18 protein-coding genes and 1 pseudogene are annotated in these 24573 nt (G+C 64.3%); 9 read left to right on the top strand and 10 right to left on the bottom strand.

Annotated features, from left to right (window positions below; genetic code table 11):
- The first annotated feature begins 48 nt into the window (after nt 1–48).
- Nucleotides 49–1101: a LacI family DNA-binding transcriptional regulator gene (locus IEV62_RS05955; protein ID WP_188445950.1), complete on the top strand. Its 1053-nt coding sequence runs from the start codon at nt 49–51 to the stop codon at nt 1099–1101.
- A gap of 10 nt (nt 1102–1111) precedes the next feature.
- Nucleotides 1112–2770, top strand: a complete 1659-nt coding sequence (locus IEV62_RS05960; RefSeq protein ID WP_229732845.1) for a glycoside hydrolase family 43 protein — start codon at nt 1112–1114, stop codon at nt 2768–2770.
- 21 nt (nt 2771–2791) lie between these two features.
- Here IEV62_RS05960 and IEV62_RS05965 read toward each other — a convergent pair.
- From IEV62_RS05965 to IEV62_RS05980, 4 genes and pseudogenes are all read right to left on the bottom strand, one after another.
- Nucleotides 2792–4204, bottom strand: a pseudogene (locus tag IEV62_RS05965) (sugar porter family MFS transporter).
- Nucleotides 4205–4243: 39 nt separating this feature from the next.
- Nucleotides 4244–5128: an SMP-30/gluconolactonase/LRE family protein gene (locus tag IEV62_RS05970; RefSeq protein ID WP_188445951.1), complete on the bottom strand. Its 885-nt coding sequence runs from the start codon at nt 5126–5128 to the stop codon at nt 4244–4246.
- Nucleotides 5129–5130: 2 nt separating this feature from the next.
- The gene (gene xylB, locus IEV62_RS05975; protein ID WP_188445972.1) at nt 5131–5916 is read right to left on the bottom strand and encodes a D-xylose 1-dehydrogenase; all 786 of its coding nucleotides are present in this window, start codon (nt 5914–5916) and stop codon (nt 5131–5133) included.
- 26 nt (nt 5917–5942) lie between these two features.
- Entirely contained in the window at nt 5943–7091 is a 1149-nt protein-coding gene (locus tag IEV62_RS05980) for a fumarylacetoacetate hydrolase family protein (protein WP_188445952.1), read from the bottom strand.
- 112 nt (nt 7092–7203) lie between these two features.
- Between IEV62_RS05980 and IEV62_RS05985 the strand changes: the two genes are divergently transcribed.
- Entirely contained in the window at nt 7204–9174 is a 1971-nt protein-coding gene (locus tag IEV62_RS05985; protein WP_188445953.1) for a sialate O-acetylesterase, read from the top strand.
- Nucleotides 9175–9209: 35 nt separating this feature from the next.
- Here IEV62_RS05985 and IEV62_RS05990 read toward each other — a convergent pair whose 3' ends face one another.
- The 4 genes from IEV62_RS05990 to IEV62_RS06005 all read right to left on the bottom strand — a co-directional run bounded on the left by IEV62_RS05990 (nt 9210) and on the right by IEV62_RS06005 (nt 15787).
- Nucleotides 9210–10643 carry a GH1 family beta-glucosidase gene (locus IEV62_RS05990; protein ID WP_188445954.1) on the bottom strand — a complete coding sequence of 478 codons (1434 nt, stop codon included), beginning with the start codon at nt 10641–10643 and terminating at the stop codon, nt 9210–9212.
- A gap of 67 nt (nt 10644–10710) precedes the next feature.
- Nucleotides 10711–11739 (bottom strand): cupin-like domain-containing protein, encoded by a 1029-nt coding sequence (locus IEV62_RS05995; RefSeq protein ID WP_188445955.1) that lies wholly within the window; start codon nt 11737–11739, stop codon nt 10711–10713.
- 3 nt (nt 11740–11742) lie between these two features.
- Nucleotides 11743–12459, bottom strand: coding sequence for a SapC family protein (locus IEV62_RS06000; RefSeq protein ID WP_188445956.1), 717 nt, complete (start codon nt 12457–12459; stop codon nt 11743–11745).
- Nucleotides 12460–12646: 187 nt separating this feature from the next.
- Nucleotides 12647–15787 carry a TonB-dependent receptor gene (locus IEV62_RS06005; protein WP_188445957.1) on the bottom strand — a complete coding sequence of 1047 codons (3141 nt, stop codon included), beginning with the start codon at nt 15785–15787 and terminating at the stop codon, nt 12647–12649.
- 277 nt (nt 15788–16064) lie between these two features.
- On the opposite strand from IEV62_RS06005, the gene IEV62_RS06010 reads away from it, so the two are divergent.
- The 3 genes from IEV62_RS06010 to IEV62_RS06020 are packed head-to-tail and all read left to right on the top strand — an operon-like array spanning nt 16065 to nt 19842.
- Nucleotides 16065–17078, top strand: coding sequence for a LacI family DNA-binding transcriptional regulator (locus IEV62_RS06010; protein WP_268234232.1), 1014 nt, complete (start codon nt 16065–16067; stop codon nt 17076–17078).
- Entirely contained in the window at nt 17075–18352 is a 1278-nt protein-coding gene (locus IEV62_RS06015) for an MFS transporter (RefSeq protein WP_188445958.1), read from the top strand. The genes IEV62_RS06010 and IEV62_RS06015 overlap by 4 nt, the downstream gene beginning before the upstream one ends.
- Complete coding sequence (locus IEV62_RS06020) at nt 18349–19842, top strand: tryptophan halogenase family protein (protein WP_188445959.1); 1494 nt, start codon at nt 18349–18351, stop codon at nt 19840–19842. The genes IEV62_RS06015 and IEV62_RS06020 overlap by 4 nt, the downstream gene beginning before the upstream one ends.
- A 42-nt stretch (nt 19843–19884) precedes the next feature.
- Here IEV62_RS06020 and mmsB read toward each other — a convergent pair whose 3' ends face one another.
- Together mmsB and IEV62_RS06030 are read right to left on the bottom strand one after the other, a co-directional pair.
- The gene (gene mmsB / locus IEV62_RS06025; RefSeq protein WP_188445960.1) at nt 19885–20880 is read right to left on the bottom strand and encodes a 3-hydroxyisobutyrate dehydrogenase; all 996 of its coding nucleotides are present in this window, start codon (nt 20878–20880) and stop codon (nt 19885–19887) included.
- Nucleotides 20828–22327: a CoA-acylating methylmalonate-semialdehyde dehydrogenase gene (locus IEV62_RS06030; RefSeq protein WP_188445961.1), complete on the bottom strand. Its 1500-nt coding sequence runs from the start codon at nt 22325–22327 to the stop codon at nt 20828–20830. Before IEV62_RS06030 ends, mmsB begins: the two co-directional genes overlap by 53 nt.
- Before the next feature lie 54 nt (nt 22328–22381).
- Between IEV62_RS06030 and IEV62_RS06035 the strand changes: the two genes are divergently transcribed.
- The 3 genes from IEV62_RS06035 (at nt 22382) to IEV62_RS18220 (ending at nt 24526) form a co-directional block, all read left to right on the top strand.
- On the top strand, nt 22382–23317 hold the full coding sequence (locus tag IEV62_RS06035; protein ID WP_229732847.1) for a LysR family transcriptional regulator: 936 nt from the start codon (nt 22382–22384) through the stop codon (nt 23315–23317).
- Between the two features lie 273 nt (nt 23318–23590).
- Nucleotides 23591–24193: a TonB-dependent receptor plug domain-containing protein gene (locus tag IEV62_RS18215; RefSeq protein WP_229732848.1), complete on the top strand. Its 603-nt coding sequence runs from the start codon at nt 23591–23593 to the stop codon at nt 24191–24193.
- A 12-nt stretch (nt 24194–24205) separates the two neighbouring features.
- Nucleotides 24206–24526 (top strand): hypothetical protein, encoded by a 321-nt coding sequence (locus IEV62_RS18220; RefSeq protein ID WP_229732849.1) that lies wholly within the window; start codon nt 24206–24208, stop codon nt 24524–24526.
- Nucleotides 24527–24573: the final 47 nt, after the last annotated feature.

Raw genomic sequence — 24573 nt, forward strand, 5'->3', positions numbered from 1 at the left:
GCAACATCGTAGCGACGGACCGAAGGAATCCTACGCTTGAAACAGCGAATGCCACGACGTCAAAACAGCGCCGCTACGATCAGCGACGTCGCACGCGAGGCAGGCGTATCGCCAATGACAGTGTCGCGCGTCATCAACAATGAAAGCAATGTGCGCGAGACAACGCGCGAACGCGTCATGCACGCCGTCGCGCTTTTGCATTATTCCCCGAACCCGGCCGCGCGCAGCCTTGCGGGCGCGCAGCCGATCCGGCTCGGTTTGCTCTACAGCAATCCGAGTGCCGCCTATCTCAGCGAGTTTCTCGTCGGCAGCCTCGATTCCGCCAGCCAGGCCAACATTCAATTGATCGTCGAGAAATGCGAATTCGGCGACCATGAGATCGAAGTGGCGCAACATTTGATCGCAGGCGGGATCGACGGCCTGATCCTGCCTTCACCGCTGTGCGATTCGATCGACTTGCTGCGCATGCTGGCAACCGAAAGCATCCCCTCGGTCGCAGTCGGCAGCGGATCGCCGTCGCCCGATTTGCTTGCGGTCAGCATCGATGAAGTTACCGCAGCGCAGACGATGATGCGCCATATCATCGCGCTTGGGCATCGGCGGATCGGGTTTGTGGTCGGCAACCCGAAGCAATCGGTTAGCGCCCGGCGGCTCGAGGGTTACCGTGTCGCCCTGGCGGAAGCGGGCATCGCCTTCGACGACCAGCTCGTCGCGCAAGGCCTGTTCACCTATCGATCGGGGCTCGATGCAGCCGATACGTTGCTCGATGTTTCGGACGCACCGACCGCGATCTTTGCGAGCAATGACGATATGGCCGCAGCGGTCGTCGCGGCCGCGCATCGGCGCGGGCTCGACGTCCCGCGCGACCTCACCGTTTGTGGGTTCGACGATACGACGCTGGCAACGGCAACATGGCCCGAATTGACGACGATTCATCAGCCGATCGCCGATATGGCGCGTGCCGGGATCGAATTGCTCGTCAAGGAAGTCCGCTCCCGCCGGAGCGGCCATGCCGATGCGGCCGAGCATATCCGGCTCGACTTCCGCCTGGTGCGACGCGAGACCGACGCCGCCCCCGGGCGTTCCCCAACCCCTCGTTGATGCGGCCGCTTTGAAGCGCGCACTCCTCTTGCTCGCCATACTGGCGACAAGCGCCGCCGCGGCACCACCGGTCGCGCGCTTCGCCTGGTTCGACTATCGCGGCTCCGACCCGGTCGATGCCACCATTAAGGCTGGACGGCAGGACTATCGCAATCCGATCCTGCAGGGCTTCCATCCCGACCCAGCGATCACCCGCGTAGACCGCGATTATTATCTCGTCACGTCGACGTTCACCTATTTCCCCGGCTTGCCGATCTTTCACAGCCGCGATCTGGTGTCGTGGACGCAGATCGGCAATGCGATCGATCGGCCGGGGCAGCTCGATTTTGGCAGAATCGGGTTGTCGCGCGGCGTGTTCGCGCCCGACATCAGCTATCATGACGGGCTGTTCTACATCGCCAACACCTGTGTGGATTGCGGCGGGAATTTTGTCATGACCGCGCGTAAGGCTGCGGGACCGTGGTCCGATCCGCACTGGAACAGCATCGACGGGATCGACCCCGCGCTGTTCTTCGATACCGACGGGCAGGCGTGGATCCTCAACAACGGCCCGCCGCCGGGAACGCCGCGCTATGACGGCCACCGCGCGATCTGGTTGCAGCGCTTCGACACCAAGACGCTGCTGCCCTTCGGCGAACGCACACTGCTGGTCGATGGCGGCGTGCACCCGCAACAGAAGCCGATCTGGGCCGAGGGGCCGCATATCTTCCGGCGAAACGGCTATTATTATCTGATGACGGCCGAGGGCGGCACAGCCGAGAACCACAGCGAAGTCATCTATCGCAGCCGCAGCGTGACCGGGCCTTACACGCCCGACCCGAGCAACCCGATCCTGACGCAGCGCGGACTCGATCCGACGCGCCGCGATCCGATCACTTCGGCCGGACACGCCGATTTTGTAACAACGCCCTCGGGCCAGTGGTGGAGCATTTTCCTCGCGACGCGACCCTATCAGGGCGATTTCTACAATATCGGGCGCGAGACCTTTCTGCTGCCGGTGCGCTGGCAGGACGATTGGCCGCGGATCACCGCGCCGGGCGCGACGATTCCTTATGTCCACCGGCGCCCGGACTTGCCGCGCGCGCCGGCACCCGCGATCCCGACAAACGGTGCCTTTCACGTCCGCGACGACTTCGCGGACGCGCGGCTCGCGCGCATCTGGCTGCAAATTCGTGCGCCGCAATCGCGCTGGTACAGCCTCGCGGGCGGCAGCCTGAACCTGCAAGCGCGCACCGCCGCCCTCGGCGGGGACGCGCAGCCAGCCTATCTCGGGCGACGTCTTCAGCATCGCGACGCCGTAACGGAGACTGCGGTCAGCTTCGCGCCGCAGCGGACGGGGGACGCCGCTGGTCTGGCAATCTTGCAAGACCCGGCACATTTTTACACTCTGACGCTCGCCCGAACCGGCGCGGGCAATGCGGTCGCTCTTTCCCGGCGCGACGGCGAAACCGATCCGGTTGACGGCACGACCATCGCGACCGCGCCGTACAAGGCGGCCAGTGTGCGCTTGCGGATCGTGTTAAGCGGCGCGCGCTGTGCCTTCTTCTACGCCGAACCGACGGGGCACTGGCGGTTGCTGGCGAAGGATCAGGACGCCACGCTGCTCAGCACCAAGCATGCCGGCGGCTTTGTCGGCGCGACGGTCGGGCCGTTCGCGCGAGGCGGCTGACCCGCCCCGCGCGCGGCTGGATCAGCCCGTCATCTGTTCCAATTCGCGCCCGCGCGTTTCCTTGATCAGCGTGCGCACAAGGAAGAACGACACCAGCGCGCTCGCCGCATAGAAGCCGTAGGTGGTCGGCAATCCGATATGCTTGGCCGCCCAAGGGAAGCTCAGGCTGATCGCGAAATTCGCCATCCACTGCGCGAACCCGGCGACCGCCAGCCCCGATCCGCGGATCTGATTGGGGAACATCTCGCCCAGCATCACCCACATCACCGGACCTCAGCTGAAATTGAAGAAAGCGGAGTAAGCCAGCGCGCTGATGAAGGCGAGCTTGCCGATCCCCGGCGACATCGACAGCCCGCCATCGGCACCGACGCTGGCGGTCGAGAAAGCATAGGCCATCAGGCTGAGTGTCACCGCCATGCCGATCGACCCGATCAGCAACAGCGGCTTGCGACCGATCTTGTCGATCGCGAACAAAGCAAGGATGCACGCGGCGATCGAGACGACTCCCGAGATGATGTTGGTGATCAGCGCATCATTCTCGCTGAACCCAACCGAGCGCCACAGCACCGCGCCGTAATAAAACACGATGTTGATGCCGACGAATTGCTGGAACACTGCGATCATGATGCCAGCCCACAAAACCGGGCGAATCTTGCCGGTCGCAGGATCACGCAGATCGGAGAATTTCGGCCGGTGGTGGTCGATTGCAAGACTGGCACGAATGTCGCGCACGGTATCGCGCGCGGTGTCGGCACCGAACAGCTTGGTCAGCACGCCTTCCGCCTCGGCCTCACGACCCTTGAGCATCAAGTAACGCGGGCTCTCCGGAATCAGCAGCAGCGTGATGAAGTAGATCGATGCGGGAATCACCTGCAGCCAGAACATCCAGCGCCATGCCGGATACCCACCCCATAACGTGCCGAGCGAACCCCCGGCAGAATGCGCCAGCGCATAGTTTGCAAAGAACGCCCCGGTCAGGCCGGTGATGATCATGATTTGCTGGATGCTCGACAGCCGCCCGCGAATGTTCGCGGGCACGACTTCGCTGATATAAACCGGAGCGAGTACGCTCGCTGCGCCGACGCCAAGACCTCCGACGATGCGCGCCAGGATGAACACGGCGGACGATCCCGCAGCACCCGCGGCAAGTGCGCTGACGATAAACAGCACCGCTGCGATCATCATCACCGCGCGGCGACCGATCAGATCCGACAGCCGCCCGGCGAGGAAGGCACCCGCCGCGCACCCGATCAGGATTGCGCCGACGTTGAGCCCGGTGCCGAGTTCCGACAGGTTGAAGGCCTTGTCGAGCCCCTCCTGCGTGCCGTTGATTACGCCGCTGTCATAACCGAACATGAATCCGCCGATCGTCGCCACTGCGACAATCAGCCCAATAAACGCGACGTTGATCCGCCCTGCGCTTGACTCTGTCATAACGTCCTCTCCCAAAACGATAATCATGTTCTTGATCGATCAGGCTATTGCGGCGGTTACGGGTACCCCCGGGACATCCACCGCAAAGGTGAAGAGATGACCGGCCTCGGGCTGCGCCGCCAGCGCGGCAGCGTCGAGCCCCTTACGCGCGCTGGTGACATAGGCCGTGGTGAGGCAGGGTCCGCCGAACGCGACTTTGGTAATGTTCGCGGTCGGCAGCGCGACCGTCTCGATCAAGCGCCCGTCGGGCGCATAACGCCGCACGCCCCAGCCGCCGAACAAACCGGTCCATAAGCACCCTGCGCTGTCGATTGTGGGGCCGTCGGGATAGCCCGCGGCCGCCTCGATCTCGACGAAGAGCCGCGGGGTGCCGAGCGTGCCGTCGTCATGGACGGGCACCGCATGGATCGTCCGCCCCAACGTATCGGTGTAATAGAGCGTGCGGCCATCGGGCGACAAAGCCGGGCCGTTGGCGATCGTGACCGGCGGGAGGCCGCACACGCGCACGCCGTCCGCATCGCAGACGTGGAAGCACCCCGTCGCTGTGGTCTCGGCATCGTCCATCGATCCAAACCAGATGCGGCCCGTGGGATCGGTCGTCGCGTCGTTGAGCCGATTGCCCGGCAAGTGCGGTTCGGGGTCGACCATCGCCGCGAAGGCCCCGGTGGCGGGATCAAAGCGCGCCAGCCCGCTTTGCAGCCCGACGACGAAATCAGCCGCTTGCGCCGGCAAAATCCAGCCAACTTGCGCAGGGGCGTTCCATGTCTCCAAGGCTGACGTGGCGGGGTCGAAGCGGTGAAGGTGATGCCGTTTGATATCGACGAACCACAGTGCTTGCTCCCGCGCGACCCACACCGGCCCCTCGCCCAGCATCGCGCCGACGCGGCAGGCGGTGTGCACGCTCCGGGTCGGTCGGCCAGCCATGCTCAGCGCCAGCCGGCATCGACGAAATAATCGTGCCCCGTACACATCCGCGCATCGTCGGAGGCGAGGAACAGCACCAGCGCCGCGACATCGGCCGGCTGAATGCGACCGTCGAGACATTGTGCCGCAACGATCTCCGCTTCGCCCTCGGGCGTGTACCATTGCATCTGGCGCTGCGTCTGGACGTTGCCGGGGACGATCGTATTGACGCGGATATTGTCGCGGCCGAGATCGCGCGCGAGGCTGCGGGTCAGCCCCTCGACCGCCGCCTTCGCGGTCTGGTACAAGACGAGCTCACCCAGCGCGAGGTGCCAGCTGATCGACCCGAAATTGAGGATGACCCCCGCCCCGGCGCGCTTCATCGCGGGAACCACGGCTTGCGCGGCGAAGAATTGGTGGCGCAGATTGACTGCCATGCGCTCGTCCCAATAGGCCGGTGTCACCTCGGCAATCGTGTGCCGATCGTCGTTCGCGGCGTTGTTGATCAGGATGTCGATGCCGCCCAGATCCTGCTCGATCGCGGCCAGCGCGTGCTGCAGCGCGGCGACATCGGTCAAATCGCAATGCCGATACAGCGGCACATAGCGCGCTTCGCCTGCCAGCCGTTTGGTCAGGGCGCGGCTCGGCGCATCGTCAATATCGACGAACGCGACGCGCGACCCTTGCGCGGCAAACGCTTCCACCAGCCCCGCACCGATCCCGCTGCCGCCGCCGGTCACCACGACGCATTTGTCGGCCAGGCTGGGATAGGAAGCGCGGCGCGCGCGGGTATCGACGGCTTGCAGCAAGGGAAAGACCTCCAGTGAGTGCGCGCTCACGCGAGCAAACCGCGGCGGGCGAGATTGGCCATCAAGTCCGCGATCCCGAAGGACCAGGGCGGCGCCGCCTTCGACGTCGTCACGCGGTTGGACAGGCGGCCGAGACGCGCGCTCGCAATCGTGACCAAGTCGCCCGGCTTATGCGTAAAACCGCGACCCGGCGCATCGCGATCCTGCGTTGGCGCGAACAGGGTTCCGAGGAACAGCACGAAGCCGTCCGGGTACTGATGTTCGCTCATCGTCTGGCGCAGCAATTCTTCGGGATCGCGGCTGATCTGCGCCATCGAGCTGACGCCTGTCAGCACATAGCCGTCCATGCCTTCGATCCGCAGCGAGACCTCGGCGCGGCGAACGTCGTCCATCGTGAAAGCATCGTCGAACAGCCGTACAAAGGGACCGAGCGCGCAGGAGGCGTTATTGTCCTTCGCCTTGCTCAGCAGCAGCGCCGAGCGCCCCTCGAAATCGCGCAAATTGACGTCATTACCCAGCATCGCGCCAACCGCTCTGCCCGCCGCATCGGCCAGCAGCACGACCTCCGGCTCGGGGTTGTTCCAGGTCGAATCGGACCGCACGCCGATATCCGCGCCTGTTCCCAACGTCGAAAGAACCGGAGCCTTGGTGAAAATCTCCGCGTCCGGCCCGATCGCCACTTCGAGATATTGCGACCACATCCCATCGGCGATCAGCGTCGCCTTGAGCGTCACCGCTTCGGCCGACCCGGGCACGACGGCGTGCAAGCCACCGCCGATTGCCCCCTCGAGCCGGTCGCGCACGGCGGCGGCAGCTCCCGCATCGCCCCGCGCGCGCTCCTCGATCACGCGTTCGAGCGCCGAGACCGCAAAGGTGACCCCGGCCGCCTTGACGCATTGCAGATCGATCGGGCTCAGCAGACGGTATTGCGCATCGTCGCCCGCCCCGACAGCGAGGTCCGCAAGATCTCCCAGCAGCTTGCCCCCGCGCGCGCTAAGGGCCTTGTTTTGTACGAGCATCGAGACCGTCGGGGCGACCTCCGCCATGTCGTAAACGACACCCTGATCGATCAGAATCGGTGACGGTCCCGCAGCTGTCGCGACCCGTCCGAGAAAACGGCCCGAGCGCCAGTCCACCGGTACTGCGTCGAACCCCGCCATCCTCTCCCCCTGCATCCGACCTCGTCAGAGCCATTTTTCTTGATAGCGCTACCATCATGCGCTTAGAATGCGCTGTCAAGACAACAGTGTCGCAACCGAGCGACCATATGACGGGGGAGATTGCGCGATGGTATCGAAGCGGATCGTCAGCCTGGCCTGTGTCGCCGGAGTCTTGCCGGGGGCGGTGTTTGCGGCGGCTCCCGATCGTCTGGCGGTCGCGCGGATCTTTACCGACCACGCCGTGATCCAGCGCGATCGACCAATCGCGATTTGGGGCAGTGCGGCGAAGGGGACGGCGGTGAAGGTGACGCTTGCCGATCGATCGGCGACCGCCATCGCCGATCACGACGGGCATTGGCGTGTCGCCTTGCCGGCGCTGGCGGCGGGCGGGCCTTACCGACTGGTCGCGACGGCGGGCCTGCAGACCGCCACGCTCGACGACATTGCGGTCGGCGATGTCTATCTGTGCGGCGGACAATCGAATATGGAATTTCCAGCCCGGCTGTCGACCGGTGCGTGGGGCGGCCTGAAGGACGTCGACAATCGCGATCTTCGCTTCGTGACAATCGGAAAGGACAATGCGCCCGCGCCGCGCACCGATTTGAACACCCCGGTTACCTGGAAGCCGGTCACAGCCGATACGGTCGGCGAGGCGTCGGCGGTATGTTACTATATGGCGCGGTCGCTACAGGTGTCGCAGCATGTGCCGGTGGGGTTCATCGCTTCCGATTGGGGCGGCACTACGATCCAAAGCTGGACCAGCGGTCCAGCGTTGCGGGCGCAAAGGGCCTATGCGGGTGGCGTCGCTGCGCTCGCGCTGTATGCCGCCGATCCGGCAGCAGGGCTGGCCGCCGACGGAAAGCGGGTGGAGGCGTGGTGGGATGCGCACGATCCGCAGGCTAAGCCGCAGCGCGCCTGGATCGCCCCCGACTATGACGATACGGGCTGGGACACGATCGGCCCGCGCGGATCGTGGAAAGACGCGGGGCTTGCGCCGCTCAGCGGGCTTGACGGGGTCGTCTGGTTCCGCACGACAGTCACGCTCACCGAAGCGCAGGCCCGGTCCGCAACCGCGTTACAGCTTGGGCCGATCGATACCGATGACAGCGCCTGGATCAACGGTGCGCGTGTCGGCGGCGGGGCGACGGCGTGGGTGTGGCGCGATTACCTGATCCCGGCGGGGACTCTGAAAGCCGGGCGCAACACGATCGTCGTGCGCGTATTGGGTGGCGGCAGTGATGGCGGGCTGACCGGCCTGCCGCAAAATCGTGGAGTACGCCTCGTTTCCGGGGCGTTAGTCCCGCTCGATCCGACGTGGCGTTACCGTGTCGGAATGCGGTCGCGCGGCCTGTCGGTCACGCCGTCGCCGTGGGATGTGCCGACCAGCCTGTCCACGCTGTATAACGGCATGATCGCACCGCTTGGCGGCTACGGGCTGAAGCTCGTCGCCTGGTATCAGGGGGAGGCCAATATGGGCCAAGCGGCGGAATATCGCAGCCTGCTCCCACTGCTAATGGCGGACTGGCGCAAGACGTTCGGCCAGCCCGATTTGCCGTTCGTCGTCGCGCAACTGTCGTCCTACGGTTCGGTCGCGACCGTCCCCAGTGAATCGGGATGGGCCGAACTGCGCGATGTGCAAGCCAAGGTCGTGCGCGCCGACCCCCATGCCGGGCTAGCGGTGACGATCGACGTCGGGGACCGTGCCGATATCCACCCGACGCAGAAAACGGTGGTGGGCGAACGCTTGGCGCGCGCGGCCCGCGTCGTAGCTTATGGTGCGCGCGGTGACGCAGCCGGTCCCGAGGCGGTCTCGGTCGAGCGGCGCGGGCCCGATCTGGTCATCCGCTTCCGTGCCGTCGGGAATGGCCTGCGTACCTATAGCGCCGATGTGGCGATCGGCTTTGAAGCGTGCACGGCGCGGCAATGCCGTTTCCGCGCTGGGACGGTCGACGGCGACACGGTCGTCCTTGCCGGAGCGAATACCGCAGAGGTGACGCGCGTTCGCTATGCCTGGGCCGATGCGCCGTACGTGAATCTCTACGGCGCAGACGATTTGCCTGCCGTGCCGTTCGAACGCACGGTCGCGCCCTCGCCGTGATGATCCGCGACTCAGCGATCGCCTGCAGCCCGCCCCTAAACCAGCGTATTCCTGCGGATCAGCTCACGATACCACGCCGCGCTCAGCTTGGGCGTGCGTTTCTGGGTAACGAAGTCGACATGGTGCAGGCCAAAGCGCAGCGTATAGCCGTCGGCCCATTCGAAATTGTCCATCAGGCTCCACAGGAAATACCCTTTGAGCGGATAGCCTTCCTCGGTCGCGCGCTGAAATTCGGTGAGGTAATTGCGCAGATACATGATTCGATCGGCATCATCGACATGGCCGTTGACGACCGGATCGTCGGCCGAAGTGCCGTTTTCGGAAATGTAGAGCGCCTTGGGCTTCCACAGTTCGCTCACGGTTCGCACCGCCCAATAGGCGACTTCGGGCCCGACATACAGCCATGGCGACGCCATGCGCGGCGAGCTCTTGAGGTGCGGCAGCACCTCATATCCTGCGGGAGAGGCCGACGCCTTGACGTAGTTCGGCGCGTAAACGTTGAGCGCGACGAAATCGAGCGGACTGCCGATCGCCGCCATGTCGCCGCTGGCGATTTTGGGCGCATCGGCACCGATGCTCGTAAGATAGCGTTCGGTGTAGCGCCCCTCCATGATCGCGGTGAGGAACATCGCATTTTCTTCCCGCACCGCCACCTTGGCAGCGGCGATATGCTCGGGCGTCTCGATCACGGGCACGTAGAAATTGCTATTATCGGCGATACCGATCTGCGTTCCGGATCGCGCGTGCGCCCGGATCGCCTGAACGCCGAGACCATGGGCGAGCACGCCGTGGTGCCGCACCTGGTTCACCGATCTTGCGTCGAGCCGCAGGCCCGGCGCATGCTTCCCGTCCTGATGCCCCAGATCGGTGAAACAGCGGAGTTCGTTGACGGTGATGAAATGCGTGACCCGGTCGGACAGCTTGCCGGCGATGAACCCGGCATAATCGGCAAAGGCGAGCGCAGTGTCGCGCGATTGCCACCCGCCGGGGAGCGCTTGGGGCAGATCCCAATGGAACGTCGTTACATAGGGCGTGATCCCCGCCGCGAGCAGCGCGTCGATCACGCGGTTATAATAGTCCACGCCCTTCGCGTTGGGCGTTCCGCGCCCCTCCGGGAAAATGCGCGACCAGGCAATCGACAGCCGATAGGCCTTGACGCCCAATTGCTTGAGCAGCGCGATATCTTCCCCATAGCGGTGATAGCTGTCGCATGCGGTGTCGCCGGTGTCGCCATTGGCGACGCACCCCGGCGTATGCGAAAACACGTCCCAATTGGTTTCGCCGCGCCCGTCCTCCTTCACCGCGCCTTCGATTTGATACGATGCTGTGGCACAGCCCCACACAAAGCCGTCGGGAAACGACAGCGGACCTACGCGCGGCTTGGGCCTGGTTGCCGCCAGCGCGCCGCTTGCATGACCGACCAGCGCCGCGCCGAGCACACCGTTCCTTATAAAATCCCGCCGATCCATTGTCGTCTCCGTAGTTACTGTCAACGTTGTCAATTGCAGCGCCGCAAGGCCGACGCGCCATCCTATTTTACCGGTTCAGCCGCTGAAGCACATTTGCGCGAAGTCGGCGCGCGCCGGCCGGATCGAGCGGATCGAGCGCGCCACGCGCATGTGGCGGCAAATGCGCAGCCGCCCGATCCGCCGGCCCGAACACATAAAAATCGAACAGTTCGCGCCACGCCTGCTTTTCGGCAAGCGGCCGGTCGCGCAGCGACAGCAGCGCATGGAGCAACGTCGTCATCGGCGGGTCGGCCTGCGCTGGTGCGTCGTTCCACCAATAATTGACCAGCACGTTCACGGAACCCAGCGCCTCGACATGATGCCACCACAAGGCCGGGTAGATCAGGACATCGCCCGGTTCGAGCTCGGCGACTTGTGCCGCCGCAACCGCATCGGCGAATCGGGGATAGCGCTCCGGATCCGGGGCCGCGAAATCGACCATGCTGACAACCTGGCCACCCGGCGTCGGCTCGAGCGGTCCGGGGTACAGATTGTGGACCTGATCGGGCGGGAAGAGCGTGAAGCGGCGACGTCCGGCGGCGCACACCGCGATATTGTTCGACATGTCCCAATGCGCCGACGCGGTCGTGCGCGTGCCGACCCAGAAGCTGGCAAGCGGCGGGTGCGCGCTCAGCATCGTCCCGGCAAGCGGCATCGGATTAGCATTGGCCAAACCGGGCAGGAATTCCGCGAGATCGGTCGAGCCGAGATAGTAAGCCGGGGCGGATGGATTATTGCAATCCGCCGCGATCCGTTCGAGATAGGCGCGCAAGCTAACCCGCTCGCGCGCGAAGTTGAAACCCGTCATCGCGGCATCATAGAAAAACCGTCCGCCGACTTCCGGTGGTGCGGTGTAGCCCGTTACCGGCAGGCCCGCATCGAAGCGCGCGATATAGGCGAGCAGCGCAGCAGCGCCTTCCCGGCCGGCCCGTACCAATGGCCAGTCCGCGACCAGACCCCGCACGACGACCGGCTCGGACGCGTTGAGCAGTGAATCGGGGTCGGTCAGCGCGGCGGCGAGGGCGATTGTGGGCGTGCGGCGGTGGATGGCGAGCATGGTTCAGGCCGCCCCGCGCTTGAGACGCTTAAGCGCAATCAGCCGTTCTATGTTGCCGATCGAGCCGGCCACCGCGAAGGCCAGCGACAAGAATCCCGCGCGGTTGAGCCGTTCGAGCGTCGCGCCGCCGAGATTATCGAGTGCGGCGGCACCGATCGTGTAGAAATCGACCAGATCGTAGCGCAGCGTCTCGTCGATCTGGATTTCGAGCCGCACCGGCTCGATCAGACCGGCCTCGGCGAAGGCCGCGAACATCGGCGCTTGCACGTCATGCCCGATATGGAGCGCGCGCAGCACATCGGTCATCCGGTCGAGCACGGCGCTGTTGCCGCCATGCGATTGGAACAGCGGCACGCCGCGCTCGCGTGAGACGCGCGGATCGGCGAGATCGACATGCACCATCGGCTCGCGCTCGCCATTCTCGCGGACATGCACCCCGATCGAGAACGGGCCGCGGGCAAGCAGCATCGGGACATGCCGCGTGGTCCAGTGATCGCCGTCGAGGAACAAATTCTCGCCCTGGTCGAGGCCGAGCAGCGCGATCGCTTCGAACGCGCCCGACGCGTCCTTGCGCAACACGATCGGGAAATCGCGCGCCACCGCGGCGAATTCGGTCGGCAACACGGCAATCTGATTCGCCGTATCGCCCCACGCCGCGCCGCGATCGAGCAGGACGCGCAGGTCGTGATGATCGACATTGTTGAGCATGACGAGCGTCATGGGCGCGCACTCTCCGATAGCATCGTCCCGCGCGGGAGGATTGGCGCGACCAGCATGCGATCGCGCGCTGGCGGACACAAGCGGGACGCGTGCCGCGCTAGATCGCGCCGCGAACAAGGGCCGCGACGCAGCGCGGCCCTTCCCCCCTTTTTGCCGGACGCGCCGGATCCGATGCACCCCCCGCAGCTCAGAAGCGATAGCGGGCCCCGAACAGGAAGCGCCGCTGCCCTTCCTGCACCAACCAGATCTGGTTGGGCGAGCGACCATAGGTCCTCACGCCTTCCTTGTTGAGGTTGATCGCCTCGAACGACACCGCGATGTGCGGCGTGATGTCGTAGGAGATGTTCATGTCCACCTGGCTGTAGGGCGCGGTGAATTCGGGGCTGTGGAAGCTGTCTCGATTGACCGCCGACAGGAATTTTGCGCGGTAATTGTAGCTGAGCCGTGCCGATATGCCATATTTGTCATAGATCAGCGTGGCGTTCGCAGTGTCGCTCAGCCCCACCAGCGCAAACTGATCGACGTTGGTGGGTGCCGCAACATCGATTCCGATATTACCGCGCACCAACGTATATGCGGCCGAGATACCGATACCGGTGTTACCAAAGAAATATTGGCCGGCGATTTCGAAGCCGTAAATCTCGGCATCTTTGTTATTGGTTGGTGTGTTGACGTTGACGTTGAACAGCGGATCGTTGGCATTGGCGATGATATCGACCGCGGCGAGCGTCGTGTCGACGAACTGCTGATTGAGCGCGCGCGTCGCCGTGTTGTAATTGGCGTTGAACTGCGCCGTTGCCGCCGCCACGCTACCGAGCTGTTGCAGCAAAGCGGTGTAGGTGAACAGATTGACGTCGCTGATATCGGCACCCAAGCCCTGCAGCACTGTCCTTGCGGTGCCTGAGCGGCTGCCGGCAACGCCCGAACTCGGATCGCGCAGACCAAAGACGCTTTGCTGCACGATCGAATTGCCAATGAAATTATGCACGCGTTTGTCGAACAGGCCGATCGAAAGATAGCTATCGCGCTTGAAATACCATTCCAGCGACAGATCGAGATTATCCGACGTCAGCGGTCGCAAGTTCGGATTTCCTTGGTTGCCGCTGATCTGCCCGCCGACGGCGGTCGCGTCGGTCGGAACCCCGACGCTGATCGCCGAGAACAGATCGCCAAAGCGTGGCCGCGACAGCGTCCGCCCGAACGAGAAGCGGCCGATTAGGTTGGACTTCAGGTTGAACTGGAAATCCATACCTGGGAGAATGTTATCGTAGCTGCCGCTGCCGGAATAGGTGTCGATCCGAGTGAACGGAATGTCGGCGGTGAAATCATTGTCGGACTGCCAGCGAATCTGGCTCGGCACCGCGACCAGCGACACCGCCTTCACCTTGGTGTTCTCGTACCGCACGCCAGCCACAAGGCTCGCGTCATGGCCGGCGATCTGGCCCTTCCAGGTGACCTGCGCGAAGCCCGCGAAAATGTCTTCCTTGATGCGATCGTCCGCAAATCCGTTGACCGCATTGGCGTTGCCGAGCGCGGTATAGGCGGTGGAGAGCTTGTTGTAGAGCAGCGTCGCATCCTGCGCGCGGAACGCGGTCAGCGCGTCGCCCGTCGACTTGGTGTCATTGTCGTGGAAGCGACACACCAGGCAGAACGCTTGTACGACGCCGGGGGCGATCGCATTGACGTCGCGCGGTCTGGCATTGCCCCAGTCGCCAAGCGTCTGGTAATAGCTTGTGTGCGTTGCCCGCGTATCCGTGGTGCGATAGTCGCCGCCGAAATCGAACCGGCTGCCTGCGCCCAAATCCCACCCGGCGTCGAGCCGAATTTCCTTGATACGCTGGCTTTGCGTCGTTGCGACCTGCCGCCCGACCTGGCTCCCCAGATCGCCGACGTCGAGCGTACCGTTGGCATTACCCTTGCTGCCGACGGGATCGAGAAACTGCACGGTCTGAACGGGAAAGCCAGCACTATAATCGACCGAATGCTGCGCGAGTGTCGGCGAGCTGATCGCGACCAGCGTCGAGCTCATCCCGTTGGGATTGTCCGGCGTGCTGTTCGACTTGCCGATATGACCGTCGAGCGCCAGCCGGAATGTGTCGGTCACGTCCCATTTGACGTTGACACCGATATCGTAAAGCTCAGTTTTCTGCGCACGATATTGCTGTTCGAACCCCGCGTCCTTGCTCGCCCCGGTGATCGTTTCATGCAGGTAAATCGGAGTAGCGACCGAATTGCCGCTGTCGAAGGTCACGACATCGAACGGACGGTTGAACCAATTCGCCTCGTCCGAGCGACGCTCGGACTGCTTGTTGCGCGCATACAGACCGTCGACGCTGATATCGAGCGTGTCGGTCGGCTTGAATTGCAGCACAGCCTGGCCATTGAGGCGCTCGCGCGTCCCTTCACCGAAGTGGTAGCGGAAATCGTTCGGACGCCCGACCAGCGTGTTGGGGTTGGTCGGCGCGTTGGTGATGCGGGTTGCGGCATTGACGTTGCCGCTGTTGGGATCGAGGAACTGCGCCAGGGTGGTGATGTTCCAGCCGTTGACGGTCGCGTTGATGTTGGTGAAGTTGCGCTTCTGGTAACTGCCAAAGAGCGAAACGCCGATCGTCTGATCAGGGTTGCTCCAGCTGGCGAGACCCGACACCTCGGGGGTGACGTGCGCGCCGCAGCTCACGCAATCGTCGGTGCTCATGTCATACACCGCCTTGGCACCGATCGTTCCGGTGAAGCCCGCATCCTTTACGTCGAGTGGACGCCGCGTGACGATATTGATCGACGCCCCAATGCCGCCCGAGGGAACCGCCGCCCGGCTGGTCTTATAGACTTCGAGCGTGCGCACGCCCTCCGACGCAAGATTGGAGAAATCGAACGAGCGGCTGGTGTTGCGATTGAAATCAGCGTTCTCGTCGCCGCCGACCGTGGTCTGCGTCGTCGCGGCGAGTTGCCGTCCGTTGAGCGTGACAAGGTTATATTGCGAGCCAAAGCCGCGCACCGTGACATCGGCGCCCTCGCCATTGCGGCGGCTGATCGACACGCCAGTGATGCGCTGCAAGGATTCAGCGAGGTTGGTATCGGGGAATTTGCCAATGTCTTCCGCCGAAATCGCATCGACGATTCCGGTCGAGTTGCGTTTGATCGCGATCGACCGTTCGAGCGAGGCGCGGATACCGGTAACGACGATATCGTCGCCTGGTGCGGTCGCCGGGTCTTGCGGCGCGGCCGGTGCGGTCTGCGCGAACGCCGCCGCCGGTAATACCAGCCCGATGGCAAGTGCGATGGTCGATGTAGTGCGCGCGAGCGTGCTCGGCAGGCTTAAACCCTTCATGACGTTCCCCTCCTGTACCGCGAACCTATGTCGCTGGCTCGCGATGAACCCCTGAGTCCTCGCGATAATGGGAGCGTTACCATTTTGTCCTACGTTGTCAATTCAATTCGCGTGTCTTTTTCGATGAATCGAAAAACCCCTGAAAACGTGGAAAGCAGTTACGTCCGCCCTCGCTCTTGACAAGATTGCTGACATCGTTGTCCATCGGGGATGACGGCATTTCGCCGGGCCAATATCGAGGAGACCGACCCTGTCCAGCGACGTCAGACGAACGACGATCGTCGATGTCGGCCGCCATGCCGGGGTCTCCGCCAAGACGGTGTCCCGCGTGTTCAACGACGAGCCGCATGTCAGCGATGCGGTGAAACGCCGCGTGCGCGAAGCCGCCGACGCGCTCAATTACCACCCAAATGTCTTCGCTCAGTCGCTTGTGCGTCGCCGGTCGCACCTGATCGGCCTGGTCTATGAAAAGCCCAGTGCGAGTTATGTCGTCGAACTGCAAATGGGCGTGCTCGACGCGCTGCTGGGTGAGCGCTATCGCCTGATCGTCATTCCCGTGCGGTCGGTCCACGACAATGCGCATGATGTCGTCGGCCTGCTTCGCGCCGCCGCGCTCGACGGCGTCGTGCTGGCGCCACCGGCATCGGACCATCCGGTGATCCTGGCGCAGCTCGCGGCCGCAGGAATCCGTTTCGCGCGCGTCGCGCCGCTGCGACAACTCGAATTAGGGGCGTCGACGATCATCGACGATGTCGCCGGAGCGCGCGCGGTCGCGGCGCATCTGCTTGCGCTCGGCCACCGTGACATCGGTATCGTCAAGGGTGACCCGGGCCATGCCGCCAGCGATGCGCGGCTGAGCGGTTATGGTCAGGCGTTCCGCGCGGCGGGATGCGAAATGCGGCTCGACTGGATCGAGACTGGCAATTTCACGCTTGAGGGTGGAACCGAGGCGGGTGCGCGCTTGCTCGATCGCGCCGATCGGCCGACCGCGATCCTCGCGCAGAATGATGAAATGGCGGTAGGCGTGATGATGGCGGCGCGCGAGCGCGGGCTCTCGCTGCCGGACGACCTGTCGGTTGCCGGCTTCGACGATTCGGAAGTGTCGCGAATCGTGTGGCCGCGGCTAACGACGGTGCGGCAACCGGTGTTCGACATGGCGGTCGCGGCGACCGAAATGCTGGTTGCCGAACTGGAGGGGCGCCCGGGTGCCCGCCACTCGCACCATGACAATCAGCTGTTGATCCGCGATTCAACGGTGGCGCCGCGCAGCGCCGGTCCCGGCGGGGCGTGATTTCGCGGCGGGAGCGCTGGAGTTATGCTGCGGGCGACCTCGGCTTCAATTTCGTGTGGCAATCGACCGAACTTTATCTGCTCTATTATTATATCCGTGGCCTTGGCCTGGCACCGGAAATCGCCTCGGCGATCTTCCTGATTGGCGCCGGGGTCGATTGGATCGTCGACCCGCTGGTCGGAACGCTTGCGGATCGGTTCGCGGTACGGATTCCGTTTCGGATATGGGTCGTGACCGGCGGGCCGATCGCGGTGCTGCTGCTGGTGCTGGCGTTCGCGCCGCTGCCACGCGGCGCGCCGTGGGTGCCAATGGTCGCGCTCGCGACCTATCTTGCCCTGCGCGCGGCTTACGGCGTCGGCAACATCCCCTATGGGGCGATGACTGCGCGCCTCTCCTCCGCGCCGCGCGATCATCTGGCGTTGACGAGCGCGCGGATGCAAGGCGCGGCGGTCGGCGGCCTCGTTGCGGCGTCGGTCTTCGCCTTGCTTCCCGTGACGACGGCGGGTGCCGACTTCCGGGGCGGCGCGCTGCTGCTCGCGGGACTGGCACTCCCGGCGTTTCTGATCTGTTATTTCGGCACGCACGAGCGGGTGGTCGCGCCGCGTCTTGCGGGCCGCGCGGCGTGGATTGCGCCGTGGCGCGTGGCCTGGGCGATGGCCTTGCTGCTCTGCCGGTCGGCACCGCTGCGGCGTCTGATCGCGACGATCCTGACGGCTGGCCTTGCGGTCACCGTCGTCAACAAGTCGCTTTTATTCCTGTTCGAGGAACTCGGTGCGCTGCGCCTGGGTTTCGTCATCGCGCTCGTCCCCGCCGCCGCCTTATTGCTGACCACGCCGTTATGGGCGGCGCTGGGCGCGCGGATCGGACGTCGGCATACGCTCGTGCTGGCGGCGGCGCTCAACGCCGTCGCAGCGATCGGCGCGCTGGCAATTGGCGGGGTTGCGGCAATTCTTGCGCTGACCAGCGTCGCGATCGTCGCGGGGTGCGGCATGTCGGTGATGTTCTGGTCGCTGGTGCCAGCGGCGGTCGCCGATTGCGAAGGCCGCGCGGACGAGATCGGCTATGCCGGGCGCGTCTATGCGCTCGCCAACATCGCCCGCAAGCTGGCGCAGGGGCTGGCGCCGAGCGTCGTCGCGTTCAGCTTGGTCGGCACCTCGTTTTCAACCTTGTACGGGATCGCCGCGGCCGCGCTGCTCGCGCTACTCGTCGCGATTCTTTATGGTCCGGCCGACGCCTCGGATCCAATTATCAGCACCAGGGAGCACATCGCATGAGCCGCGCACCGGTCCGTCGGGTCGTCATTGCCGGGGGCGGCACCGCCGGGTGGCTCGCCGCCGCCGCTTTGGTCAAGCACCTGGGGCCGCTGATCGAGATCACGCTGGTCGAATCCGACGCCATCGGCACCGTCGGCGTGGGCGAATCGACGATCCCGACCGCGCGGACCTTTCATCAATTGCTCGGCATTTACGAAGACGCCTTCATGCGCGCGAGCCAGGCGACCTTCAAACTGGGCATTTCATTCGAGAATTGGGGTCGCGATGGCGACGCCTATTTCCATCCGTTCGGCGCGGTCGGTCGATCGACCTGGATGGGCGACTTTCAGCATTTCTGGCTTGAGGCGCGCGCGGCGGACATGGCCGAGCCGTACGGGGCCTATTCGCTCGAACAACAAGCCGCGCTCGACGGACGCTTCACGACCGCGGGCGATCCCGCGCTCAGCTACGCCTATCACGTCGATGCGACGCGCTACGCCAAGTTCCTGCGCTCGCTCGCCGAACCTGCGGGAGTTCGACGCGTCGAAGGCAAGATCTGTAACGTGGTACGCGACCCTGAAAGCGGCGACATCGCCGCGCTCGAACTCGACAGCGGCGAACGGATTGCGGGCGACCTGTTCGTCGATTGCACTGGCTTTCGCGCGCTGCTGATCGGCCAGACGCTCGGCGTCGATTTCAAAGACTGGGGCGAATGGATCGTCACCGACCGTGCGCTTGCGGTGCAGACCGAATCGGTCGGGCCGCCAGTGCCCTATACCCGCGCGATCGCGCATGGCGACGGGTGGCGCTGGCGCATCCCGCTCCAGACCCGGACCGGCAACGGGCTGGTCTATGCCAGCGCTTTCCTGTCCGACGACGAGGCGTGCGCGCGGCTGCTCGCCGATATCGAGGGCAAACCCCTGTTCGACCCGCGCCCGATCCAATACGCGACGGGGATGCGCGCGCAGCCCTGGTCGCATAATTGCATCGCGCTCGGCCTTGCCGCCGGGTTCATCGAGCCGCTCGAATCGACCAGCATCCATTTGATCCAGGTGGCGCTGACGCGGCTGATTCAGCTCTTCCCGTTCGACGGGGGCAGCGCCGCACTGGCACAGCGCTTCAACGATCGTTCAGTACAGGAATGGGAGCACATCCGCGACTTCATCATCCTTCACTACAAATTGACCGAGCGCGACGACACGCCCTTCTGGCGGCGCTGCCGCGATATGGCGGTGCCCGACAGTTTGCGCGCGCGGATCGACCTTTTTCGCGAAGGCGCATCGGCCTACCAGACCGGCGAAGACCTGTTTCGCGTCGATTCCTGGGTGTCGGTCATGCTCGGCCAGCGGCTCGAACCCGCGGCATGGCACCAAGTCGCGCGACTGCTCGATCCCGCCGGGCTCAGCAATGCGCTCGTCGCGATGCGACAGCAGATCGTCGCGCGGGTGCCGACAATGCCGGCGCACGCGGCCTATCTGGGCGAATATTGTCGGGCCTTGCCTGCCGCGTGACGCAGGACGGAAGACGCACCCCCGAGGTGCGTCTTCCAGCGGTCAGCGCCGCAGCATTTTGATGATGCCGGAGAAATCCAATCCCCCCTGCCCTTCGTCGGCGAAGCGCTGATAGAGGTCTGCCGCCTTTGCGCCCATCGGGGTATCCGCGCCGGAATCGGCGGCAGCGGCGGCGGCGAGTTTGAGGTCTTTCAGCATCAGCATCGTGGCGAAGCCGCCCTGATAGTCATGGTCGGCGGGGGTGTCGGGGCCGACGCCGGGGACCGGGCAATAGCTCGTCATCGACCAGCTTTGCCCCGAGGCCACGCTGGAAATGTCGTAGAAGGTCTGCGCGTCGAGCCCCAATTTCTCGGCAAGCAGGAACGCCTCGCACGTCGCGACCATCGTCGCGCCGAGCAGCATGTTGTTGGCGATCTTCGCCGCTTGCCCGGTGCCGTTCGCCCCGGCATGGATCACCGCCTTGCCCATCGCGGACAGGATCGGCTCGGCCCGCTTGAACGCCGCATCGCTGCCGCCGACCATGAAGGTCAGCGTGCCGGCATTCGCCGCGCCGATCCCGCCCGAGACGGGGGCATCCACGGCGGCTAGGCCCTTGTTCCGCGCAGCCTCGGCGACCCGCTTGGCAGTGGCGACGTCGATCGTCGAACAATCGATCAGAATCGCCGACGGCGCGACGCTGGCGGCGAATAGGTCGGTATAGACCGCCTCGACATGCGTACCGGCGGGCAGCATCGTGACGATCGCCTCCGCGCCATCCGCCGCCTCGGCAGCGCTGGCGGCGGGGAGGCATCCGGCGGCTTTCGCGCGCGCGAGCGCTTCGGGCGACAGATCGAAGGCGCGGACATCATGTCCCGCCTTCGCCAGATTCGCGGCCATCCCGCCGCCCATATTGCCGAGGCCGATAAAGGCAATGCGTGTCATGGTTTTTTCCTTAATGCCCGAGAGGCCCGCGCGTGGTGCGGTCGAATGGCTCGCGCGCCCTGCGTCACCCCATCGTCGGGATAACGAAAGCGTTACCGCCGTCGTCCACCCCACCATCCGGCCAGCGTTGCGTGACGGTCTTGACCTTGGTCCAGAACTTCACGCCTTCCATGCCATGCTGGTTGGTGTCGCCGAACGCGCTGCGCTTCCACCCGCCGAAGGTGTGGTAGGCGACCGGTACCGGGATCGGCACGTTGATGCCGACCATGCCGACATTGACGCGCGCCGCAAATTCACGTGCGGCATGGCCGTTGCGCGTGAAGATCGCGACGCCATTGCCGTACTGATGCTCGCTCGGCAGGCGCAGCGCATGTTCGAAATCGTCGGCGCGGACGATCTGGAGGACGGGTCCGAAAATCTCTTCCTTATACGATTCCATGGCTGTCGTGACGTGATCGAACAGCGACGGGCCGATAAAGAAGCCCTTCTCATGGCCCTGCAGCGCGAAGCCGCGGCCATCGACGACGAGCTCGGCGCCCTCATCGACACCCTTCTGGATCCAGCCTTCGACGCGCGCGCGGTGCGCGGCGTTGACGACCGGGCCGTAATCCGCGTCCTTGTCGGTCGAGGTGCCGATCCGCAACTTGGCGATCGCGGGGAGGAGTTTTTCACGCAGGGCGATCGCGGTCTTCTCGCCGACCGGCACGACCACCGGGAGCGCCATGCAACGCTCGCCAGCCGAGCCGAATGCCGCGCCCGAGAGATCGGCGACGACCTGGTCGAGATCGGCATCGGGCATGACGATGCCGTGATTCTTGGCGCCGCCCATCGCCTGCACGCGCTTGCCCGCCGCAACGCCGCGGCGGTAGACGTAATGCGCGATGTCGGACGAGCCGACGAAGCTGACCGCCGCGATCTCGGGATGATCGAGGATCGCGTCGACCATTTCCTTGTCGCCATGCACGACCTGCAGGATGCCCTCGGGCAGGCCGGCTTCAGCGAACAACTGGGCGAGGCGCACCGGCACCGATGGGTCGCGCTCGCTGGGTTTCAGGATGAAGGCATTGCCGGTGGCAATCGCCACGCCCGACATCCACAGCGGGATCATCGCCGGGAAGTTGAACGGCGTGATGCCAGCCCCGATGCCGAGCGGCTGGCGCATCGAATAGACGTCGATGCCGGGGCCGGCTCCCTGGGTATATTCGCCCTTCATCACGTGCGGGATGCCGCAGCAGAATTCGATCACTTCCAGCCCGCGCTGAATATCACCCTTCGAATCGGCGATCACCTTACCGTGCTCGGACGAGAGCAGCTCGGCGAGCTCGTCGATATTGAGGTCCACCAACCGCTTGAACTCGGCCATCACACGCGCGCGGCGCTGCGGATTGGTCGCCGCCCAGCCGGGCTGTGCCTTCAGCGCGGCAGCAACGGCAGTATCGAGCGTGGCTTGTGTGCCGAGGGTGACCTGCGCCTGCACCAGACCGGTATTGGGATCGAACACGTCGCCGGTGCGGCCAGCGCCGCCGCCTGAAAGACCCACGATGTGATGGTCGATAATCCGCATGTTACTCTCCTGATATTTGTCCGCTAGATCATTCGAACCCGCAATCCGCAAGCGATGGACATGCAGCTTCGACCTGCATATTTGCAGGTTATGGACTGGAGCGACCTGCCGTTTTTTCTGGAAGTTGCCCGATCCCAGCAAATCGGACGCGCCTCGGTCATTCTGGGTGTTGATGCGACAACCGTCGGCCGACGGCTGCGACGCCTTGAGCAGGCGGTAGGCCAGCGGCTGTTCGAACAAAGCCCGACTGGACAGATTTTGACGGTGGCCGGCCTGGATCTGCTCGAACGCGCGACCGCAATGGAAGAGATTGCCGCGGCCACGCGCATCACGTCTGACCGCAAACCCGAGATTGCGGGCACCGTCAGGGTCAGTGTTGCCGAAGGGTTTGGCACTTGGTTCGTCAGCCGACACCTTGGCCGCCTTGCCGACACCTATCCCAAGCTCAACCTCGATCTCGTCGCGAGCAGCGGCTTTCTTAACCCTACGCGGCGCGAAACCGACGTTGCGGTGTTGCTTGCACGCCCCCGGCGCGGGCCGCTGCGCACCCGCAAGCTGACCGACTATGTGCTGCGCCTGTATGCGTCCGCCGACTATTTGAAGGCTGAGGGCGCGGTCCCGACCCTCAACGATCTGCGGACCCGGCGCATGATCGGCTACGTTCCCGACATCATCTACGCGCCGGAACTGCGGTATCTCGACGAAATTCCCGGGGCCCGGCAGCCAAGCCTGCGATCGTCCAGCATCAACGCGCAAGCCCGTATGATTGCGAGCGGGGCTGGAATCGGAATTCTCCCATGCTTCATCGGTGACGCCGATCCCATGCTCGTTGCGATCCTACCCGCGATCCGCATTATCCGGTCTTTTTGGTTGGTAACGCATCAGGATACCAGCCTTTTCCCGGCGATCCGCGCGTTCAGCGACTGGCTGACTGCGCTCGTTGCAACTGAAAGACAGGTGCTGATGCCACCGGGAACGTCGCGCTCCTGACTGTGTCCGCCAGCCACCGATCGCGCGCCGGTCAGCTCGTCGATGATGTCCGAAGCATTTGGTAAGTCCGTATTAGGCGTGCGTGCAGGGTGCTTGGGGCGGGGCGATCGTGTCATAGGATCCGAGAGACTCGCGACTGAGAATATGGGTCCCGTTGCGCCTGCGCCATCAACATTAACGCACGCGATAGTGAATATTGACATCACGATAATCTGGTATCATTCTTGGAACAAGCCGAAGCCAACAAAGTCGGCAGTGGGAGAGGGAAAAAACATGCGAACCGTTCTATTCGCGTCGGCCTGTGCCGCCGCCATCATCGCCGTCACGTCACCCGCGAACGCGCAAGATGCGCCGCCTCAGCCAACCGCGCCATCATCGGCCGATAACCCCGCGCCACAGGACGCCGCAAACAGCGACATCGTCGTCACGGCAACCCGTCGCAAGGAACGACTGCAAGATGTGCCGCTCAGCATCACCGCCTTCTCACAAGAGCAATTGACCGAGAAGGGTATCGTCGGCTTTGAGGGCGTGGCGCGCGAAACGCCGGGCGTGGTGCTCAACCGCCCGACGCAGAATTTCAACAACTTCACGGTGCGCGGGATCGCCACCAACGGCTACAACGCCAATCTCCAGAGTTCGGTCGCGGTCTATATTGACGAACTGCCGGTCTCGACGATCGGCAATACGACCGTGGTCGACCCCAATTTGTTCGATGTCGAGCGCGTGGAATTCCTGCGCGGGCCGCAAGGCACGCTGTTCGGATCGGGGTCGCTGTCGGGCGCGTTGCGCATCCTGACGAAGAGCCCAGACCTCAAACATTTCGCGACCTCGGGGCTCGCCGATCTTGGCCTCACCGGGTCGGATTCGTTTCGGTAGCGCTACAATCTAATGGTCAATATCCCGATCGTGACCGACAAGCTCGCGCTCCGCGCCGTTGGCTTCTATCGCCACGAAGAGGGCTATCTCGACAATGTTGGCACCGGCGTCCACAATTCGAACACGCTGGTCGATTGGGGCGGGCGCGCCGCATTGTTGTGGCGCCCGAGCGAACGGCTATCGATCAAGCTGCTCGGCTCGTACGAAGACAGCGATCCCCGCGATTCCTCGCTGACCAGCCCGGCGCTTGGCCGCGAGAAACGGATTTCGGATCAGAACGGCTTTGTTGCAAAACTGACGTTGGGGATTCACGTAGGGAATCGAGTGGGATAGATGGGCGTGATGCCCAAACCTGCCGCACCTGTGTATCGCACGACGAA

It is taken from the genome of Sphingomonas psychrolutea (genome assembly GCF_014636175.1).
In the GTDB taxonomy this organism is placed as follows: Bacteria; Pseudomonadota; Alphaproteobacteria; order Sphingomonadales; family Sphingomonadaceae; genus Sphingomonas; species Sphingomonas psychrolutea.

Excerpts from the sequence above, each read along its gene's own strand:
- IEV62_RS05955 (WP_188445950.1), top strand. The coding sequence starts at position 49 with ATGCCACGACGTCAAAACAGCGCCGCTACGATCAGCGACGTCGCACGC.
- IEV62_RS05970 (WP_188445951.1), bottom strand. The coding sequence starts at position 5,128 with ATGGCTGGCCGACCGACCCGGAGCGTGCACACCGCCTGCCGCGTCGGC.
- IEV62_RS05980 (WP_188445952.1), bottom strand. The coding sequence starts at position 7,091 with ATGCAGGGGGAGAGGATGGCGGGGTTCGACGCAGTACCGGTGGACTGG.
- IEV62_RS05985 (WP_188445953.1), top strand. The coding sequence starts at position 7,204 with ATGGTATCGAAGCGGATCGTCAGCCTGGCCTGTGTCGCCGGAGTCTTG.
- IEV62_RS05990 (WP_188445954.1), bottom strand. The coding sequence starts at position 10,643 with ATGGATCGGCGGGATTTTATAAGGAACGGTGTGCTCGGCGCGGCGCTG.
- IEV62_RS05995 (WP_188445955.1), bottom strand. The coding sequence starts at position 11,739 with ATGCTCGCCATCCACCGCCGCACGCCCACAATCGCCCTCGCCGCCGCG.
- IEV62_RS06000 (WP_188445956.1), bottom strand. The coding sequence starts at position 12,459 with ATGACGCTCGTCATGCTCAACAATGTCGATCATCACGACCTGCGCGTC.
- IEV62_RS06005 (WP_188445957.1), bottom strand. The coding sequence starts at position 15,787 with ATGAAGGGTTTAAGCCTGCCGAGCACGCTCGCGCGCACTACATCGACC.
- IEV62_RS06020 (WP_188445959.1), top strand. The coding sequence starts at position 18,349 with ATGAGCCGCGCACCGGTCCGTCGGGTCGTCATTGCCGGGGGCGGCACC.
- mmsB (WP_188445960.1), bottom strand. The coding sequence starts at position 20,880 with ATGGTGGGGTGGACGACGGCGGTAACGCTTTCGTTATCCCGACGATGG.
- IEV62_RS06030 (WP_188445961.1), bottom strand. The coding sequence starts at position 22,327 with ATGCGGATTATCGACCATCACATCGTGGGTCTTTCAGGCGGCGGCGCT.
- IEV62_RS06035 (WP_229732847.1), top strand. The coding sequence starts at position 22,382 with ATGGACATGCAGCTTCGACCTGCATATTTGCAGGTTATGGACTGGAGC.
- IEV62_RS18215 (WP_229732848.1), top strand. The coding sequence starts at position 23,591 with ATGCGAACCGTTCTATTCGCGTCGGCCTGTGCCGCCGCCATCATCGCC.
- IEV62_RS18220 (WP_229732849.1), top strand. The coding sequence starts at position 24,206 with ATGGTCAATATCCCGATCGTGACCGACAAGCTCGCGCTCCGCGCCGTT.